Raw genomic sequence first — 17790 nt, forward strand, 5'->3', positions numbered from 1 at the left:
AAAATCAATCTCACATCAAGGACAATTATTCAAGATTTAGATTAATTTTATTCTCATTCGACTTCTATTAAATCAACTGGCATGCAAAATCTGAATAAATTCTTGGTCTGTCTGGACTCCTCACCTTTAGATGAACACATCATAAAGTATAGCTCCATGATAGCCGAACTGGCCGGATGTGATAAGGTTTATTTTGTTCATATCGCGCAGAAAAACTTGAGCCTTAAGGTTAAAAAATATTTTCAAGAGAAAATTCAAGAGCATTTCACGGCTCCTTGTGAAACTGAAATGCAAATTCATCAAGGAAAAAATGCCGTTCAGATTTTAAAGTGGTCCGAATTCAAAATCGTTGACTTAGTCATCTTAGGCATCAAACCAAAAACTGAGTCTACTGGTAAGCATGCGGCACGACTGATCAATGAAGCACAGTGTTCCGTACTTTTGGTTCCCCCTACGGCTAAACTAAAGTTAGCCAAGGTGATTATACCACTTGATTTTTCCAGCAGTTCGGTCACAGCAATCAATGCTGCACTTGACATTAAAGAAAAAGCTGGAGACATAGAGGTTCTATTGCATCATGTTTATTTTGTGCCTTCTGGCTATACCCATACTGGCAAAAGCTATGATGAAATGGCCGAAATCATGGACAAGAATAAAAGGCGAGAATACGAGCAGTTTAAGAGGGAGCAATCTCTGGATGAGTCAAAATATGAGCTCATATTCGAATTGGATGAAGATCAAAACCCCTCTGACAACATTTATGAAATGGCAAAGGAGCGGCAAGCCGATATGATTATTGTGGCATCAAGAGGAAGGACAAAAATGGCTTCACTTCTTAAAGGCAGTACAGCTGTCAATTTGATCAGCTATGATCGTGAAATCGCCTGTCTGGTTGTAAAAAATAAAGCCGAGAATATGGGTTTCTTTGAGACTTTAATGAAGCTCTAAGAGTTCCCGATATTTACCTCAATAAGGTAATTGGAACGATCCAAACCTATCAGTTTTCGACTACCCTCAATCTTGTAATTGATTAAGCTGTTATTTTCGAAATACAACTGAATCTGCTGACTCGATCGATAAAGATAATTTTCTTCTTCAAATCTAACATCCATAGAATGGATCACTCCATTTTTGTTTTTATTGATAAATATAGAAACGGGCCCTTTCTTTTCTTTCTTCTTCCTTTCATACAAAATACCAGCTTCCTGGCTCGTCTTGTTGTAGTTGGCTGACCGGATCAATCTTGCAAACGAATATTCCATCAACGTCTTCAAGTCTTTTTTTACAATCAAAGTGTCAAATGGAATTTCACTCGTCTCTATGCTGCTGTCTAGTTCAACCACCTTTTTCAACTGCACATGCGATTGATTTGTTAAAGCAGACATCAATAAATGATCTAGTGCCTTTGCATCAGGGTCAGAAGTGACGGCCATGTCGTCAGGAGACAAACAAGAAACCAAGCCAATTAAAAGAGCCAGTACCAAAGTCTTATTCATAATACAAATTTCGCCACGCATGGTTGATTAAAAAAGTGTTTACGTGATTTAGATAACTTGGATTCCAGATGAAAGAATAATGAACATTTGGAATCTGACATTTCATCTAATAGCATCAGAGTATTTATTAGATTTGCTTTCAAATTTGTTGAAAATGAAAGAGAAATTAGAGGAGATCAAACATAGATTCGAAGAAGTAGGACAACTCATAGTTCAGCCAGACGCTATGTCTGACATGTCATACTATTCGAAACTGAGTAAGGAATATAAAGATCTTGAGAAAATTGTCAATAAATATGAAGAGTACAAAAACGTACTCGAAAACCTGGCCAACTCAAAAGAAATTCTGGAAACAGAGAAAGATCCAGAGTTTAGAGAAATGGCCAAGATGGAATTGGACGAATTAGAACCTAAAAAGGAAGAACTGGAGGAAGAAATTAAGCAAATGCTTATTCCAAAAGATCCAAACGATGACAAAAACAGTATTCTGGAGATTCGTGCGGGTACTGGAGGTGATGAAGCCGCCATATTTGCAGGAGATCTGTTTCGGATGTACCAACGCTATTGTGAAAAAAATGGCTGGAAGCTTGGTGTAATGGACTTGACAGAGGGAAGCTCTGGAGGGTACAAAGAAATAATCAGTATGATCTCAGGGGAAGATGTATACGGCAAAATGAAATTTGAATCTGGAGTGCATCGTGTCCAGCGTGTCCCAGCTACTGAAACTCAAGGACGCGTGCATACCTCGGCGGCCACGGTTGCCGTACTTCCAGAAATGGAAGAGGTGGATGTTCAAATTGATATGAACGATGTGAGAAAAGACACTTTCTGTTCTAGTGGCCCAGGTGGTCAGTCAGTAAACACCACTTATTCAGCCATTCGTTTAACGCACCTTCCGACTGGATTGGTAGTGTCTTGCCAGGATGAGAAAAGTCAAATCAAAAACCTTGAAAAAGCACTAAAAGTACTTCGTGGAAGGATCTATGACATCGAGTTAAAAAAACACAATGACGAAGTGGGTGCGCAAAGAAAATCAATGGTGGGCAGTGGGGATCGTTCGGACAAGATCAGAACGTACAACTATCCTCAAGGTCGTGTCACTGATCATAGAATTGGTTATTCTCAGCACAATTTACCAACCGTGATGGATGGGGAAATTGGCGAATTCATAGAGCAACTCAGAATCGCGGAGAATGCCGAAAAACTAAAAGACGGAGAAGTTTAATCTTGAAGCTGATTAAGCCCATTATATTGTTAACCGTTTTACTTCCCTGGGTATTTTTGGGATGTGAACCTTCAGTAGAAGAACTATCGACTGACAACGCCCTCCAACTTTCTTATTCCACTGATACGGTTACCTTTGATACCCTTTTCAGCAGTGTAGGCAGTATTACCAAGCGTTTCAAAATCTACAACACTCACGACAAAGCCATCAAACTTAATCAGCTGTCTTTAGGAAGCAGAGAGGTCTCATCTTACTCAATAACAGTAAATGGAGTAAAAGGCAAATCATTTCAGGATGAAACAATTTTTGGAGAAGATAGCCTATTGGTATTGGTTGAAGTTTTGATCGACCCTAACAATCAAGACCTGCCCTTTTTGGTCAAAGACTCAGTTGTAGTGACATACAATGACCGATCAGAAAATATCAAACTTGTTTCTTGGGGGCAGGATGCAATATTCATTAACAATGAAGCCATTCCTTGTGATGCAATTTGGACCAAAGACAGGCCCTACGTAATCTATGACTCTGCATGGGTAGAATCAGGGTGTCAGTTGACAGTTGAAGCTGGTACGAAAATTTATATTGACAATGATGCATTTTTCACCATAGCAGGCACCCTTCATTTGCAAGGAACAGCAGAAGAAAAAATACTGATTGCAAATACAAGACTTGACCCTAAGTATGAAGTAGCTCCAGGTCAATGGGGGAGTTTATTCTTCTTCCCTGGTAGTACAGGTAATATGATTGACCATTCCATTATCAAAAATGGCACTAACGGTGTGCTATTAGCAGTTGATTTGAATAGCGGAAATGGGGCAGAATTGCTAATAAATAATACCTCGATACAACACATGTCTGAGTCTGGAATAGCCGCTTTCGCAGGAAATGTTACAGCTCAGAACCTTGAAATATTCAATTGCCAGAATCAACTTATTGCTGGACTTGGAGGGGGGAGCTATTCTCTCAATCATTGTACCTTTTCTAACACACCCAATGAGTTTACTCGAGAAGGAGCTTCAGTGGGTTTTACGAATTATTTAGAATTCAGCAATGGATCGCAATTTGCCAATGATCTATCTATCGAAATAACAAACTCAATTATTTGGGGAAGAGAAGAAGAAGAGCTTGCCATTGACCTTTCGGCAAATACAGCTACTGATGTACAAATCGAAAACAACATCATAAAGTCTGAACAAGACGCTTGGGTGGAATTAGGAAATTTCATTAGTCAAGAAGAAAACTACCCTGGGTTCTATTCTCCTAATTTATTTAATTATCAAATTGATTCTCTGTCCAATGCCAGAGACAAGGCCTCCACAACCTCTATTACTCATGACTTGCTGGGGACACTTCGAGATGCCATGCCCGACATAGGGGCGTATGAAAGAAAAGACTCCATCCCCTAGACAAAAATCTATTCGGAAGTTTAGCGTTATTATGCTATTTTTATTTTGTGCTAACCAAGCTTAAAAATAGAATCAGATTATTCTTTGGATTCTCTGCATCTGAGACCAATGGCCTAATCATCTTAGTGCCCATCCTTCTACTCATTCTCTATGCCCCCACTCTATTAAAAGAGGCATTAAATGATCAATCTTCGCAAAGTCAATTGGAAGATGAGCTTCTGTTGAAAGCCTGGTTAGAAGAGTCGAAAAGCAAACTCAAGACTGAAGATAACACCACCTTCGCCCCCACCTTTTTCAATCCAAATAAAATTGACGAAGAAAGATGGCTAGCCCTTGGTTTCAAAAAGAAAACAGCCCAAAACATTATAAAATATAGAAATGCAGGTGGTACATTCAATAAAAAAGAGGATTTGCTGAAAATTTACGGAATTAATAAAAAGCTGGTAACAGCTTATTATGACTACATCATAATCCCGAAATCTAGACGTAAACCTAAAAGCAATGCCCCTCCAATTAAAAATGTGGTGGAAAAAATGGTCATTGAAAAGGAAGCCGCCAAGTTTGACATAAATTTAGCAGACTCATCTCAACTTCAAATTGTAAGGGGCATAGGGCCTGTGCTTTCAGACCGTATCATCAAGTATCGAGAGCTATTGGGTGGATTTACAAACACAGATCAACTCAAGGAGGTTTATGGCATAAAAGAGGATGTATACCTGCGCATGTTAAGTCATTTTGGGGTTATCATCTCTTCAGTTGAAAAAATTAGTATCAATCAGGACTCCATTAATCTCTTATCCAAACATCCCTATCTGAATTACAAAACCAGCAGAGCCATTGTGAAATATCGCAAACAGCACGGAGACTACCAGTCTGTAGAAGATTTAAAGAAAATTCATGCCATTTCGGATTCATTGTTTCAAAGAATAGCTCCTTATCTGAAAGTAGAAAGGACAGAATGAGAATAGCTTTTAGGGAAAATCAATATCCTTTTCTATTTTACGTTCAGATCATATCTCATGAGAGAAATACTTCAGTCCTACTTGCGAAGGCTTACCAATTTATCGGGAAACAGCCGTTCCCTTTTTTTGCCTAAACTGCCAGCAGGCCAGTTCATTGATATTCACGACTTTGACTTTGCCCGAAATGAATCTTCGTTCGGCATACTAGAGGGTATCCTCTCCAGAAAAACCAAAGTTCCGCTATGTGAAATTCAGAATAGTAGAGACCAGGACTCTAACCGACTGTCACAAAAACTAAAGCAGCTAAAGCGTGAAGATCATCTGATTTTTGAAGAACGTGGAGCCAAGGACTTATATGTCGGGTGGCCATTCGTGAAAGGAAAATTTTCTGATGGCACCTTGGTCAGGTGTCCGCTACTATTCTTTCCAGTGGCTTTAGATTTTGACAAAAAAGATTGGTACTTAGTGAGTCGAAAGGATGTGAACGTCACCATGAATAAATCCTTTCTATTGGCTTATGCCTATTTCAATGGACTAAAGGCCAATGAAAATCTGCTAGAAAGAGTATTTGATGATTTCGACAAAGAAAGCAAAGGATTCAGAACTGACCTTTATGAATTATTAAAAGAAGAACAACTGGAAGTTAATTTTAATCAGGACAATTTCACTGATTCGTTAAACAGTTTTAAAACATACAAGCGGGCAGATTTGGAGCAGTCTGAAAAAGATGGGGAGCTCAAGTTATTCCCAGAGGCTGTGGTTGGCATTTTTCCTCAGGCAGGATCATATCTTGTTCCAGACTACCTCACGCTATTAGAACACCCCAAACTTTCAACCTTAGAAGATTTTTTTGCAGAACGAAATCTTGACGAAACGGAAAACAAAGACACCTCTTACTATCGTTTCCTTAAGAGAGTAAAGGAAGATCAGACTTTCACACCCTTTAAAATGGATGCTTATCAGGAGAACGTGATCAAAGCAGTGAAAAAAGGCAATTCTGCTGTAGTACAGGGCCCACCAGGTACTGGAAAGTCTCAGCTGATTTGCAATCTGGTAGCAGACTACATAGCCAGAGGAAAAAATGTGCTGGTTGTCAGTCAGAAAAAGGCCGCTCTTGATGTGGTTTTTGAAAGACTAAAAGAGAAAGCACTCAATGACTTCATAGGATTGCTTCACGATTTTAAAAATGATCGCAAATCTATCTACGAGCAACTTGAAGGACAGATTAACAGGCTAGAAGACTATCAGTCCATAAATAATTCTCTTGATGCCATTCAGCTAGAACGGAATTTTCTAAAAATCAGTAGACGAATCGATCAGCTCGACGAGGAACTTTCAGAATTTAAGGACAGTCTTTTTGACGAGTCGGAGTGTGGACTTTCTGTCAAGGAATTATACCTCACATCAGATCCACATGCTCCAGCCATTGGTCTCAATCTGGAGTATCGAAATCTTAAATTTAACGAACTAGATGATTTCAAAAGGAAACTGTTTGCCTTTAGTAAATATGGCGAAAGCTTTCTCAACGAACACCACCCATGGTTCAACAGACGGCCATTCACCAATTACACTGTCTCAGATCTCAATCTCATCTCCAAACATCTCGACGAGATCAAACCATATATCCATGTGCTTGAAACAGTAACTGAAAAAGCCATTGGAAAAAAAGTATCTTTCGAAGATGCCGTAGAGATCATAAAGAAATATTCCGAAATCGAACATTTGGTTTCTGTACTCAAAGATCCACTGGCTTATAACACCCTCAATTTAGTTCTTCGCAATGCGCAGCGAGTAGTAAGTAAAGAGCAATTGGTGGCAACTGAAAAATTAGTTTTGCAGTCTTATGAAGGTGCAGGTGCGGAACTTTCGCTAAAACCTGAAGAACTTGGTCGTTTTCAAGAAGCATTGGATAGAAGTCTGGATGCCCGAAAAAGCATTTTTAAATGGCTAAGGTGGAAGCTTTTTTCTAAAGACAAAATATTTATCACCAGAGTCCTTATAAACAATGGGCTAAAAAGTGATAGAGCTGGATTTGATACACTGGTGCAAAAAGTTGACAACAGGCTAAATCTGGAACACAATCTGAGTCTATTGAAAGGTGAGCCAGCCCTGGGACCCTTTCCTCAGATCTATTCCAAAATTGAAATCAAGAATTGGTTCTTTTACCAAAAGCAGGCTGCAGAAGCTCAAAAGACTTTGGATGGTATACGTCACATGAACGAATACATCTCACCACTTACGCTAAATCAGGCAGAATATACCAACAAACTGAGTAGCTTATTGACCGCTTTGGAGCCTATAGGTAAAAAATTGAAGGAGTGGGAAATCTACTTTTCCATTCCTCAATTGCGTTTGATTTTTGCTGGTCAATTGGATGTAGAGCAATTACTCTCTTCATTGAAACAGGATTTTGATTCCCTCTGTGAGTTTGACAAACTACAAGCTGATTTTACAGCAGATGAGCTAAGAATTATAGATAAGCTCACAGAAGAATCTCCACGCGTAGACTCCAATCAATGGTGGGAATTGTTTGGCAACAGTCTGCGGTTGGCCTGGATCGAGCATATCGAGTTGAAATTCCCAATACTGCGTACAGTGTCCTCTCAAAAATTTGAAGACATGCAAACGGAATTGCAAAATTGTGTAAAAGAAAAATTACGTATGAGCAGAGAAATACTCCTGCTCAAATCCCGTGAACGGGTTTATAAAAATGTAGAATACAACCGACTAAACAACCGTGTGACATATAGAGATATCTTTCATCAGGTAACCAAAAAAAGAAGAATTTGGCCTGTTAGAAAAGTAATCGCCAACTACCCTCGCGAGGTGTTTGATTTGATTCCTTGTTGGTTAGCCTCTCCAGAATCTGCTTCAGCTATTTTTCCAATGGAGAAAATTTTTGATCTCGTGATATTTGATGAGGCCTCCCAATGTTTTGTGGAAAAGGGGCTCCCTGCTATGTATAGAGGTAAACAAGTGGTGATTGCTGGTGATGACAAACAGCTTCGGCCAAATGATCTATATAAAGTCAGGTGGGAAGAAGACAATGATCAAGATGTGGTAGAACTGGATTTTGATTCATTGCTCAATCTTGGCAGCCAATACCTCATGCAGGTGCAACTCAATGGTCACTATCGAAGTAAAAATCTGGATTTGATTCGTTTCTCGAATGAACATTTTTATGGTCAACGTTTAAAAATGCTTCCTGATTTTAATGACCTGAACAAGAAGCAAACAGCTATTGACTATGTAAAGGTCGAGGGATTCTGGCAAAATAATACGAATCGCGAAGAAGCTGAAAAAGTAGCTCAAATTATTGAAGAGTTGCTCAAAAGCAATCCAGATGTGGAAATAGGCGTAGTAACTTTTAACGCCACTCAACAGATGTATATGCTGGATTTTCTTGAAGAGTATTCGCTTGAGCGTCGCTTTGCATTACCCGATTCGCTAATTGTTAAGAACATTGAAAACATCCAAGGTGATGAAAAAGATGTAATCATTTTCTCAACCGTCTATGCGCCAGATCTCAAAGGGAAAATGAACATGAACTTTGGAAGCTTGAACGCCGAGGGAGGTGAAAACCGATTAAATGTGGCTATTACAAGAGCACGAGAAAAAATCTATTTAGTTACCAGCATTATGCCACAGCAACTCCGTGTAGAAGACACGAAAAATGAAGGCCCCAAGCTGCTTAAAAAATATTTGGAATACGCATACGCTATTTCTGAAAGGACACAAACTCCTGCTGAAAAAACCAACGACAACCACTCAGCTGCGTGGTTCCTTAAAAACAGAATTGAGGCGCTTGGTTTTGAGCACTTTCAAACCTTGGAAATGGATCATACCTTGCCCTATGTGGACATAGCATTAAAATACAAGGATCAGTATTTGGCCGCTTTGATCACAGATGATGACCTATATCATCATGATATTTCCATCAAAGCATCTCATGTTTATAGACCATTCACATTGAAACAAAAAAATTGGACATTCAACATGATATCAAGTCGACAATATTGGATGGACGCAGAGCACGTCAAAGAAAGAATCAACAGAATGATCACGCGAGCAATCGACGAATAGCTTATTCTGATTCTTCAGGCTTTTGAATCTTCAACCCAAATGATAAGATTCCAGGCAATTGCTCCATTCTCATGAACTGCTTAACTTTAAACGTATAAGCCCCTGGATTGGAAAACTTCTGATCTTCAAATACTGGTACTCCTCGGTCAAATAGGTCTCCTAAGCCTTCACCCATGGGTTCTCCCGTTTTCTTATCGAATAGAATCAATTCCTGTAGTTCTGAAGACAAAATTTCTCCAGTAGAATCTTCGAGATAGTATTTCAAAAAGAGATTATAATAAGGATAATTCACGGCATATCTTACGTTGTATTGAATTTGATAGCTTGAAGTAGTGTCCTCTATTTCGAACTGAAAGGCGACCAAAGAATCCAAATGCCAAAGCCCCTCCTGTATATCAGACTGCTCATCAATAACCGTATTGCCATTACAAGCCACAATAGACAGGGAAATGCTGACCGCGACCAAAAGTTGATAGATAGATTTTAACATGAGGTTAATCAGGTTTTTTCTTGTTGAATTTATTTTTACCCCCTCGCTTCTTGTTGCGACGGTTCTTATTTTTTGGCTTCCCACCTTTACGGAATTTTTTGTCCATTCGCTCCAAATCACTATTTAGTGATTGGGACTCTCGGTTTTCACCACCTACCTTATCTTCCAGCAAGGTCTCTGGTTTTTTACCGTCAGCGTTTAGTTTCTGAACTTCTTTTACCCTTTCTGTATCTAGCGCAATCCAGGCATTGTCGTTCTTATACCCAAACCACATGATCTTTCTAAAGATATCTGTTTTTTGTAAGCGTGCTTCACCTTTGTCTGTCAATAAACCAGTTTCCACTTTTGGAATGTCCTTTAGGGCATCCATATAAGTTTCCAATTCATAGTTGAGACAACATTTTAGACGTCCACATTGACCAGACAACTTACTGGGATTCAATGATAGATTTTGATATCTGGCAGCCGAGGTAGATACATTTTTAAAATCTGACAACCACGTAGAGCAACAGAGTTCTCTCCCGCAGGAACCAATTCCTCCTAACCTGCCCGCTTCTTGTCTAAGGCTAATTTGGCGCATCTCCACTCTAATCTTAAACTCTCCCGCCAATCTTTTAATCAACTCCCTGAAATCCACTCTTTCGTCGGCAGAATAGTAAAACGTTGCCTTAGAGTTATCCGCCTGATATTCGACATCCGTCAGCTTCATTTCGAGCTTCAATTCATTAATGATCTCACGAGAGCGAAACATGGTGGGGTTTTCCCTATTCTTTACTGATTCGAATTTCTCAAGATCCTTTTGTGAGGCCACGCGATACAGGCTGCGTATTTCGTCATCGTCTTTTACCTTCTTTTTTTTCATCTGAAGGCGGACTAACTCTCCCTGCAAAGATACATAGCCTACATGATGTCCATTGGGTACATCTACGACCACTGGATCACCAGGGTATATTTCAAGATCGTTCGAATTCCGAAAGAATTCTTTACGGCCATTTTTGAATCTAACTTCGAATATATCGAATTGGTATTTGGCAGGAGTCTCCATATTGGAGAGCCAGTCAAAAGTATTCATCTTGTTGCAGCCGCCACTGCTACAACCTCCATTGCTTTTACATCCTTTTACACTTCCGTCTGCAGCAGTTAATGTGCTGCAAGTACTGCATCCCGACATCTTGTACTTGCTTTTATAAGCCTTAAATATAATGAAGATTTGTCATCCCCATTCTTATCAAATGACGGTATATTTTTCTAACCTGATCTTTGTCAGAGTGACAACAAATCCTGACCAATATCCTTTCGGAAATTCATACCCTCCCATTGGATGGATTGAAGGTTTTCATAAGATTGATCAAGAGCTGATTGAATATCAGAGCCTAAGCCTGTTGAAGCAATTACTCTTCCTCCATTAGTCACCACCTGATCTCCGTCTGGAGCCGTACCCGCATGAAAAACTATGCCCTTGAACGCTTGATCTAGGCCGGTCATTTTTCTACCCTTTTCATAAGAACCAGGATACCCTTCAGCCACAGCTACCACAGTAGTAGCTGTCTCAGGTTTTATTGCTAACTGCTCTTTGTCCAATTCGCCTTTGGCAGCTGCCGTCAAATGCGAAAGCATATCTGACTGAATTCTTGGCATCACCACTTCTGTTTCGGGATCGCCCATTCTCACGTTGTACTCTATGACATAAGGTTCTCCATTTACATTCATTAGTCCAATGAAGAGAAACCCAATAAAATCAATACCATCTGCCTGTAATCCACCCACAGTTGGTCTAATGACCTTGTCTTCCACCTTTTTCATGAAGGTCTCATCTGCAAACGATACTGGAGACACAGCCCCCATACCACCAGTATTGGGACCTGTGTCTCCTTCCCCAATGCGCTTGTAATCCTTTGCCTCTGGCAAGGTCATATATGACTTGCCATCCGTCAACACAAAAACTGAAAGCTCAATACCATGCAGGTACTCTTCTATCAATACTTTGCTGCTAGCCGCACCAAACTGACCGTCAAGCATTTCCTTGAGAGAGTCTTCAGCCTCTTTGATATCACTGGTGATAATCACTCCTTTACCTGCGGCTAGGCCGTCAGCCTTGAGCACATAAGGTGCCTCTACTTTCTTTAAAAAATCCAAGCCTTCTGAAAGGTTGCTGGCAGTAACCGTCAAAGAACCCGCCGTAGGAATATTGTTGCGCACCATGAAGGCCTTGGAGAAATCCTTGCTTCCTTCCAATTGCGCTCCAACTTCGTCTGGGCCTACCATCAAAACATTTTTCAATTGTTCGTTGGAGGCAAAGTAATTTCGAATGCCTTTCACTAGAGGTTCCTCTGGACCAACTATGACTAAGTCAATGCTTTTATCAAGAACAGCCTTTCCCAAGGCCTCAAAATCATTTACACCTATAGCTAGGTTTTCTGCCAGGGCTCTTGTACCCGCATTTCCTGGTGCTACAAATAGATCATTACATTCTGGGCTTTGTTTGATTTTCCATGCCAAGGCGTGTTCGCGTCCTCCAGCTCCTATCACAAGTATGTTCATGAATTCATTCGATTTTACTGAGGAGCAAAATTAATCCAATTCATGAATCGGCTACGGAATTGAGAAATTTTCTGGGGTCTAGTTGGCGTATTCAGACATGAATTTGATTCGCATCAGTCGCACCTCGTCTTCTGAGTATCCATCATATTCTAATTCGTCCATGGCGACATCCAAACTATCAGTATCTGCCGACATAAAATAATCCAACAGATCATCTTGACGATCTTCATCTATAAATTGATCTATATAGTAGTCCAAATTCAACTTAGTGCCAGAAAAACAAATGTTTTCTATTTCAGTTAGCACCTCATCGAACGAAATGCCTTTAATATCTGCAACTTCCTCTAAATCGACTTTACGGTCAATCTGCTGGATCAAGAAGATTTTGATTTTGGATTTGTTGACTGCAGATTTGATGACTACATCGGAAGCCGTTTCCAAGTCATTCTCGTTTACATAATTTGAAATGGCATCTATAAACGGTTTTCCAAATTTCATCACCTTGCCCATTCCTACGCCATTGACTTGCGCCAAGTCTTCTTTGGTAGTTGGATAGGTAGTGGCCATTTCTTCCAATGATGGATCTTGAAATATGACGTATGGTGGTAAGTTCTTCTGTTTTGCTACTTTTTTGCGAATGCCTTTTAAAATATCATAAAGATCCTCATCATGAGCCTTTCCATTAGCATCCACACCATTGTCATGATCTAAGTTTTCAACGGTATAGTCATGATCTCTTGAAAGCTCCACAGAGAATGGTTTCTTGAGAAAGTCATGACCTTTATCAGTTACTTTTAGAATGCCAATATTTTCAATGTCTTTAACCAAAAATTCATTGAGCAAGGTTTGACGAACGACAGAGCGCCAAAAAACTTCAGTCTCGTCCTTGCCAATACCAAACACATCCAACTTGCCATGGTCATAACTTTTTACATATTGACTTTCGATTCCTCGAATGACATTCACAAGATGTTTGATGCCAAAACGCTCTTCTGTTTTTATCGCCGTATTGATTACTTTCTTTATAAACTCCTTTCCTTCAAATATCTCTTTCGGATGTGCACAGTTGTCGCAAAGACCCTGTTCAGTGCAATCAGGGTCAAGATATTCTTCACCAAAATAGTGGAGCAGTTGCTTTCTTCTACACACAGAAGATTCAGCATAAGAAGAAACCTCTTCTAGCAGAAGTTTGGCATTTTCCCTTTCTGTTACTGGTTTGTCCTTATTAAATTTTTCAAGTTTGATGATGTCATCTAACGTATAGAATAGGATACACTTGCCTTCTAATCCATCACGACCTGCCCGTCCAGTTTCTTGATAATAGCCTTCCAAAGATTTCGGCGCATCATAATGTACCACAAACCGGACATCTGGCTTGTCTATTCCCATCCCAAAGGCGATAGTTGCTACAATAACATCAATGTCTTCATTGAGGAAACCATCTTGGTGCCTCATTCGAACACTGCTGTCCAATCCAGCATGGTAGGGCGCAGCATTTACATCATTGACTTTGAGCAGCTCAGCTATTTCTTCTACTTTTTTTCTGCTCAGACAATAGATAATACCTGAGGTTCCCTTTTGTTCTTTGACAAACCTAATCAACTGTTTTTTTACATCAACTTTAGGCCTAATTTCATAGTAAAGGTTTTTTCTATTGAATGAAGACTTGAAAACATCAGCCTCCTCCATTTGTAAGTTCTTCTGTATATCCAATTGAACTTTTGGCGTAGCCGTAGCTGTCAATGCAATGATTGGAATGTCGCCAAACTGGCCTATAATAGACTTGATTTTTCTATACTCTGGCCGAAAATCGTGTCCCCATTCAGAAATGCAATGTGCTTCGTCTATGGCAGCAAAAGAGATATTTGCTTGAGAAAGGAATTCAATATTTTCTTCTTTTGTGAGAGATTCTGGTGCCACGTACAACAGTTTCACCACGCCAGAAAGGGTATCTTCTTTCACACGTCTCATCTCAGTCTTGTTGAGCGTGGAATTCATGAATTGGGCGTTCACCCCAAACGCATTCAGTTGATCTACCTGATTTTTCATCAGTGCAATCAATGGTGATATGACTATGGCTGTTCCCTCTCGGATAATCGCGGGCAATTGATAGCATAACGATTTTCCCGCTCCTGTAGGCATCAATACGAATGTATTTCTACCTGAAAGTAGGTTGGTAATAATTTGTTCTTGGTTACCTCGGAAATTACTAAAGCCAAATATTTCTTTCAGTTTTCCCCTCAGTTCATCCTCCTGGCATGCAATCATCTTCTTCTCAATTTATATACCGGATACATAATTTAACAAAAAATGAGCTAACCTCAGTTAGCCTTGCAAAATTTCGTTTCCGGTCGCTGGTTAATTATTATTTAAATTATACAAATACCATGATAAAATCAATTGAAACCGAATGATCCTATCACGATCCTATTACTAATTCTTTACTCGATTAGTTACGCATACTATTATTCTCCTTCTATATTTGCCATCCGTTTTAAATTAAAAAGGGATGAAATCAGAAGTATTTGTAGTAATAATGGCAGGAGGTGTTGGAAGCAGATTTTGGCCGTATAGTCGAAACTCAAGACCCAAACAATTTATTGATGTATTGGGCAATGGCAAATCACTACTACAAATGACATACCAACGTTTTTTACCAACGGCAAGCAAAGATAACATATTGGTAGTAACTAATGACAGTTATTCTGATTTGGTAAAAGAACAGTTGCCAGACATAAATCCTGAGCATATCCTGACTGAACCTGCCAGAAGAAATACTGCACCATGCATTGCATACGCAGCTTATAAAATCCGTAAGAAAAATCCCAATGCCGTGATGGTTGTGACTCCAGCTGATCATGTCATTTTTCAAGAAGAGAATTTTACGAACGTAATTAAAACTGCCACTAATGCTGCACAAGGGTCCGACAAACTATTGACTGTTGGTATCACACCCAATCGTCCAGAAACAGGCTACGGATACATCCAATATATTAACGACAAGTCTGAAGTAAAAAAAGTTAAAACTTTTACTGAAAAGCCTGAATTGGCTTTGGCCAAGAAATTTTTAGAGAGTGGAGATTTTGTGTGGAATGCTGGCATTTTTGTATGGTCTATTTCTGCTATTGTGCAGTCATTTGAAAATTCATTGCCTGATATAGCTGAAGCTTTTGCAGAGGGGAATTCGAAATATTACGAGTTAGATGAGAAGACCTATATCGATCAAATTTACCCGCAGTGCGAAAATATTTCTATCGACTATGGGATATTAGAAAAATCATCTGAGGTGTATGTTGTCCAAGGCACTTTCGACTGGTCAGATCTGGGTTCTTGGAATTCACTTCATGAAATAAGGGAAAAGGATGAGAATGACAATGTGGTAGATGGTCAAGTAATACTTGGTGACTGCAGAGACAACATAGTAAAATCAGAGACCAAGCGGTTAATTGTATTGGATAATCTAGAAGGCTATCTGGTTGGAGATTTTTCTGACGTACTCATTGTCTGTAAAAAAGATCAGGATGCGCAGTTTCGAGAATATGTAGCTCAGGCCAAAAAATTAAAAGGGGACAAATACCTTTAACCTCGTTGCCTCATACTTTCAAAAAGTATAACTCCAGCTGCCACAGACACATTTAACGAATCAATCTGGCCGACGATTGGAATCATTAGTTTTTCATCAGCCACTTGAAGCAATTCTTCAGAAATACCATCTTCTTCTGACCCCATGATGATTGCTGTGGGGACTGATAGGTCAGCCTCAAATACTTTTTTGTCCGTTTTTTCAGTACAAGCGACAATTTGAAAACCACTGTCTTTCAAATATTTGACCGAGTGCGTCAGGCTATCTTCTTTGCAAATAGGCAAATAGCTCAAAGCCCCTGCTGAAGTCTTAACAGCATCTGAGTTGATCATTGCTCCACCTTTGGTCGGAATCACTACTCCGTTCACACCAGCACATTCTGCGGATCGACAAATAGCACCAAAATTTCGAACGTCCGTGACTCGATCCAAAATTAAAACCAAAGGTGCTAAACCATTTTCATAACTATTAGCTACAATGTTGTGAAGGGTGACAAAGTCAATTGGAGAAACAAAGGCTACTACACCCTGATGATTTTTTCTGGTCAGTCGGTTGAGTTTTTCCACAGGCACTTTTGACACCGTAACCATTGAGCCTCTCAACAACTCCACTAACTCCTTAGTCAAATCATTTTTCAGATCCTTTTGCAGAAAAATTCTTTCAACAGTTTTACCTGATTTGATGGTTTCAATGACGGCACGCGTGCCGAATACCATATTGTCTGGTTCTTCCTTTTTTAGGGGTCTTTTTACAAATCTCCGGTTCTCCATTTTTGTACTGCCGTAAACCACGCCTTATTGAGCGATTTTTCGCGAATCAGGGAATAGTGGTATTGAACAAATAAGTTGCGTGTTTTGGCAAAAGTAAACTTTATATCACCATCGTAAGTCTTATACTCCCATATTTCTATCTCCTCTTTTTTAGTCACTACTTCTGGTGGCCCAAAAGCAATGTAAATCATACCCCTGTCGGTTTTCCATCCATTCTTGTAATCTGTGAATAGTGCATTGGCAAATTTCACAGCGCGGAAATACTTCTTGATGGTCTCAGAGGCTAGTTTTTTATCATCTATATGACTCAACCAAAAATTATTAAAAGCCAATTTTTGATCATCTGCATTATTCAATTCCTCATACTCATCACCAGTACAGATGTACATTAAAGCCTCAATCAATTCCCCTGTTTTTTTGTTGCGCGGGTAATATTCCTTGTGACTCAATATAGATACCCCTTTATCTGATACGGTATCATTCTGAACGAAATACAAATAATCAGCCTCGTTGAGCATCATACCTCGTCTAAAGGCAATCCGTTTTTTTATTTGCAACATTTCACCTGAGGCCACACCATCGACAACCATTGGAGGAATGGCGGCAGGAAAATCTTCTTTATACAGGTAAGCGTAAAATTGCTCACCTTCAGTGTTGTCATCAATGTCCTCAAACCAGACAGAGTCTGATTTTTTATATCCATTATAGAACATGGCCTCATTATCTCCTCCATAAATAATATTGGAAAGAGGAAAGCCGAGCGACTCATTGATAGGAATTCCGTACAGGTAAGGCTTTTCCAAGAATGAGAATTTGACCACCAAATAATTATTTTCGTCACTAGCACTGAAGTCCAGTTCAATCACATTCTTGATAAACCCGGAATCAACCTTTACAGCTATGGGTTGAATCAGTGTTTCTTGACCAGAATTAATTTTTTTCTGCTCATACAATTCAAATCCATCGAGTTTGTCTGATGGTAACACCTTCACCAAATGAAATGTTAATATCAGCTTATAAAGTGAGTCCTGCTTCGCAATTTGATAATCGATTTTGACTGGATCGTGGTTGTAGAGATAGCTAAAGTTTTCTTTGGTTAGATCATGGGCATCCACATTTGGTCTCGATACCATCAAGAGAAATAGAACTATAGCTGTATGGAAGTTTTTGAAAATGCACATAAAACTAATATAAATCAAATTGGACACTAACGTATAAAATTGACTTATTTTTG

Annotated in this window: 13 protein-coding genes; 6 read left to right on the forward strand and 7 right to left on the reverse strand. The window is 39.4% G+C overall.

From position 1 onward, the window contains the following. Positions 1–81: 81 nt before the first annotated feature. Entirely contained in the window at positions 82–948 is an 867-nt protein-coding gene (locus B9A58_RS09760; protein WP_084372662.1) for a universal stress protein, read from the forward strand. On the opposite strand, the gene B9A58_RS09765 is transcribed toward B9A58_RS09760, so the two are convergent. After that, on the reverse strand, positions 945–1496 hold the full coding sequence (locus tag B9A58_RS09765; RefSeq protein ID WP_084372663.1) for a hypothetical protein: 552 nt from the start codon (positions 1494–1496) through the stop codon (positions 945–947). The genes B9A58_RS09760 and B9A58_RS09765 overlap by 4 nt on opposite strands. 154 nt (positions 1497–1650) lie before the next feature. Here B9A58_RS09765 and prfA point away from each other — a divergent pair, with 154 nt between their 5' ends. From prfA to B9A58_RS09785, 4 genes are read left to right on the forward strand one after another with little or no spacing between them, the layout of a single operon-like run. Continuing rightward, the gene (gene prfA, locus B9A58_RS09770) at positions 1651–2721 is read left to right on the forward strand and encodes a peptide chain release factor 1 (protein WP_084373199.1); all 1071 of its coding nucleotides are present in this window, start codon (positions 1651–1653) and stop codon (positions 2719–2721) included. A 2-nt stretch (positions 2722–2723) separates the two neighbouring features. Next, entirely contained in the window at positions 2724–4127 is a 1404-nt protein-coding gene (locus B9A58_RS09775; RefSeq protein ID WP_139793823.1) for a hypothetical protein, read from the forward strand. Positions 4128–4174: 47 nt separating this feature from the next. Further along, complete coding sequence (locus tag B9A58_RS09780) at positions 4175–5089, forward strand: ComEA family DNA-binding protein (protein WP_084372665.1); 915 nt, start codon at positions 4175–4177, stop codon at positions 5087–5089. Positions 5090–5146: 57 nt separating this feature from the next. Then, complete coding sequence (locus B9A58_RS09785) at positions 5147–9172, forward strand: AAA domain-containing protein (protein WP_084372666.1); 4026 nt, start codon at positions 5147–5149, stop codon at positions 9170–9172. A gap of 1 nt (position 9173) precedes the next feature. On the opposite strand, the gene B9A58_RS09790 is transcribed toward B9A58_RS09785, so the two are convergent. The 4 genes from B9A58_RS09790 to recQ all read right to left on the reverse strand — a co-directional run bounded on the left by B9A58_RS09790 (position 9174) and on the right by recQ (position 14471). Further along, positions 9174–9662: a gliding motility lipoprotein GldH gene (locus B9A58_RS09790; RefSeq protein WP_084372667.1), complete on the reverse strand. Its 489-nt coding sequence runs from the start codon at positions 9660–9662 to the stop codon at positions 9174–9176. 4 nt (positions 9663–9666) lie between these two features. Beyond that, on the reverse strand, positions 9667–10833 hold the full coding sequence (locus B9A58_RS09795; RefSeq protein WP_084372668.1) for a PSP1 domain-containing protein: 1167 nt from the start codon (positions 10831–10833) through the stop codon (positions 9667–9669). A 92-nt stretch (positions 10834–10925) separates the two neighbouring features. After that, entirely contained in the window at positions 10926–12203 is a 1278-nt protein-coding gene (purD, locus tag B9A58_RS09800) for a phosphoribosylamine--glycine ligase (RefSeq protein ID WP_084372669.1), read from the reverse strand. Between the two features lie 78 nt (positions 12204–12281). Then, the gene (gene recQ / locus B9A58_RS09805; RefSeq protein WP_084372670.1) at positions 12282–14471 is read right to left on the reverse strand and encodes a DNA helicase RecQ; all 2190 of its coding nucleotides are present in this window, start codon (positions 14469–14471) and stop codon (positions 12282–12284) included. Positions 14472–14712: 241 nt separating this feature from the next. On the opposite strand from recQ, the gene B9A58_RS09810 reads away from it, so the two are divergent. After that, positions 14713–15786 carry a mannose-1-phosphate guanylyltransferase gene (locus B9A58_RS09810; RefSeq protein WP_084372671.1) on the forward strand — a complete coding sequence of 358 codons (1074 nt, stop codon included), beginning with the start codon at positions 14713–14715 and terminating at the stop codon, positions 15784–15786. Here B9A58_RS09810 and rlmB read toward each other — a convergent pair. Both rlmB and B9A58_RS09820 read right to left on the reverse strand, forming a co-directional pair. Next, positions 15783–16556, reverse strand: a complete 774-nt coding sequence (gene rlmB, locus B9A58_RS09815) for a 23S rRNA (guanosine(2251)-2'-O)-methyltransferase RlmB (RefSeq protein WP_084372672.1) — start codon at positions 16554–16556, stop codon at positions 15783–15785. The two genes, B9A58_RS09810 and rlmB, sit on opposite strands and share 4 nt — an antisense overlap. Next, positions 16535–17689 carry a GWxTD domain-containing protein gene (locus B9A58_RS09820; protein ID WP_245827076.1) on the reverse strand — a complete coding sequence of 385 codons (1155 nt, stop codon included), beginning with the start codon at positions 17687–17689 and terminating at the stop codon, positions 16535–16537. The genes rlmB and B9A58_RS09820 overlap by 22 nt, the downstream gene beginning before the upstream one ends. Between the last annotated feature and the right edge of the window lie 101 nt (positions 17690–17790).

This window comes from Reichenbachiella faecimaris, from assembly GCF_900176375.1.
GTDB lineage: Bacteria > Bacteroidota > Bacteroidia > Cytophagales > Cyclobacteriaceae > Reichenbachiella > Reichenbachiella faecimaris.

Bases quoted from the DNA above. Each gene is read 5' to 3' on its own strand.
- B9A58_RS09785 (WP_084372666.1), top strand. From the start codon at position 5,147: ATGAGAGAAATACTTCAGTCCTACTTGCGAAGGCTTACCAATTTATCG.
- B9A58_RS09795 (WP_084372668.1), bottom strand. From the start codon at position 10,833: ATGTCGGGATGCAGTACTTGCAGCACATTAACTGCTGCAGACGGAAGT.
- recQ (WP_084372670.1), bottom strand. From the start codon at position 14,471: ATGATTGCATGCCAGGAGGATGAACTGAGGGGAAAACTGAAAGAAATA.
- rlmB (WP_084372672.1), bottom strand. From the start codon at position 16,556: ATGGAGAACCGGAGATTTGTAAAAAGACCCCTAAAAAAGGAAGAACCA.
- B9A58_RS09810 (WP_084372671.1), top strand. From the start codon at position 14,713: ATGAAATCAGAAGTATTTGTAGTAATAATGGCAGGAGGTGTTGGAAGC.
- B9A58_RS09790 (WP_084372667.1), bottom strand. From the start codon at position 9,662: ATGTTAAAATCTATCTATCAACTTTTGGTCGCGGTCAGCATTTCCCTG.
- purD (WP_084372669.1), bottom strand. From the start codon at position 12,203: ATGAACATACTTGTGATAGGAGCTGGAGGACGCGAACACGCCTTGGCA.
- B9A58_RS09765 (WP_084372663.1), bottom strand. From the start codon at position 1,496: ATGAATAAGACTTTGGTACTGGCTCTTTTAATTGGCTTGGTTTCTTGT.
- B9A58_RS09820 (WP_245827076.1), bottom strand. From the start codon at position 17,689: ATGGTATCGAGACCAAATGTGGATGCCCATGATCTAACCAAAGAAAAC.
- prfA (WP_084373199.1), top strand. From the start codon at position 1,651: ATGAAAGAGAAATTAGAGGAGATCAAACATAGATTCGAAGAAGTAGGA.
- B9A58_RS09760 (WP_084372662.1), top strand. From the start codon at position 82: ATGCAAAATCTGAATAAATTCTTGGTCTGTCTGGACTCCTCACCTTTA.